This is a genomic window from Frankia sp. AiPs1, from assembly GCF_023716945.1.
GTDB lineage: Bacteria > Actinomycetota > Actinomycetes > Frankiales > Frankiaceae > Frankia.
This window is the reverse complement of record NZ_JAMQQF010000842.1, coordinates 1-1,821: the sequence shown is the minus strand read 5'-3', so window position 1 is coordinate 1,821 and position 1,821 is coordinate 1. Positions and strand designations below refer to the sequence as shown.

Here is a 1,821-nt window from a genome sequence, read left to right as displayed (position 1 = left end):
CCGCGGTGCCGGTCGCCGCCGGCCCGGGCCGCGCCGGGTCCGTCGCCGCATTGACGCAGTGGTCGGACGGCACGGACCGGGTGGGATCGTCTGGGCTCACGGACCAGGATTCTCCGCCGCGGGACCCGGCCGGGACACACCGTCCGCCGGCGTGAGGGCCGGCGAGCCTGTGGTAGAGGCGGCGCCAGGCCGCGGCGGCGCGACCGACGACGGCCCCGACGACGACGGCCCGGATGACGACGGCCCGGATGACGACGGGGGCGGCTGGGCGGGGGTACGACGCCAGGGCGAGGAGGCCGGGTCGGCGGCGGGCGGTGGCCGCCATGCCAGGTCGGGGTCCGTACCCGCGAGGCCGCCCGCGAGGATCAGCCCGTCCCCGGGGTCCGAGGGGTCGGGGGTCGCCAGGGGCAGCCGCATCCGTAGCAGGGCCCCGCCGCTCGGCGAGCCCTCCGCGGTCACGGTGCCGCCGTGAGTCTGCACGGCGTCGGCGACGATCGCGAGGCCGAGCCCGGATCCCGGCAGCCCACGGGCCGAGGTGGCCCGGTAGAACCGATCGAAGACCTGGGCCCGCTCCTGCGGATCGATGCCCGGCCCGTCATCGGCGACGGTGACCTCGCCGGCCCGGGTACGCACCCGCACGACCGACGCCGGCGGGGAGAACTTCACCGCGTTGTCGAGCAGATTGGTGACGGCTCGTTCGAGCATGTTCGCCCGGCCGTCGACCGAGGAGCCCGCGGCGTCGACCTCGATCCGGATGCCCTTGCCGGTGGCACGTCGACGCACCCGCTCCGCGGCGGCGGCGACGATCTCCGCCAGGTCGAGCCGCTCCACGTCCTCGGTGGGCAGCTCGTCCCGGGCGAGCTCGACGAGCTCGCTGACCAGCCCGGACAGCTCGCGCATCTGGGCGTCCACATCGCGCAGCAGGGCCTCGCGGTCGGCCGCGGGCAGGGCGCGGTGCGGGTTCGCCTCGGCCCGAAGCAACAGCTCGATGTTGGTCCGCAGGCTGGTCAGGGGGGTACGCAGCTCGTGGCTGGCGTCGTCGACGAGCTGGCGCTGGCGGGCTCTGGAGGCCTCCAGCGCGCGCAGCATGCTGTTGAGACTCTCCGCCAGCCGGGTGATCTCATCGGCCCCGGTGACGGGAATCAGCGCCGAGAGGTCCTGGGTGCGGGCCACCTCCTCGGCTGCGGCGGCGGCGGCGTCGACGGGCTTCAAGGCCGCCCGGGCCACGATCCGGCCGGCGAGCGCCGAGCCGACGACCCCGACGACCCCGACGACGAGCAGCACCAGCCCGAGGTCGCGCAGCGTCCGGTCGACGTCGGTGGTCGGCCGGGCGAGCTGAAGCGCCCCGCCCGACGCCGGGCGCTGCAACGGGACCGTGACCAGTCGGTAGGACTGGCCGGCGACGGTGATCGTGCGCAGGTTCTGGGTCCGTTCCCGGCGGGCGACCTCGGCTTCGGCGGCGTCGACCGGGATCCGCACGCTGTTCCAGGACGACACGGCGTTCTGCAGCGGATTGCCGTTGGCGTCGAGGAACTGCCCCTCCAGGCCGAAGCTGAACGCCTGCAGGCCGAGTCCCAGGCCCAGCGAGTTGGTCTGGATGGTGTCCGCGGACGCCTCCGCCTGTTCGATGAGCTGATCGTCGATGGCCTGGTTGAGAACGATGCTGGTAGCGCCGAGGGAGACCCCGGCGACCATCGCGACGGCGGCGGCCACCGCCATGCCGACGAGCAGCGCGAGCCGCGCCCGCAGGGTGAGCCGGCCCAACGGCGAGGAGAACCTGAGCCGGGACCGCCCCCTCGGCCCGACCCGCCGGGCGAACCC

The 1,821-nt window shown here is 75.0% G+C and carries 1 protein-coding gene; it reads right to left on the bottom strand.

The genetic code is table 11. The features are described 5' to 3' along the window. Nucleotides 1-96 precede the first annotated feature (96 nt). On the bottom strand, nucleotides 97-1,821 hold a 1,725-nt coding region (locus ND748_RS31190; protein ID WP_251749889.1), incomplete at its 5' end, for a HAMP domain-containing sensor histidine kinase.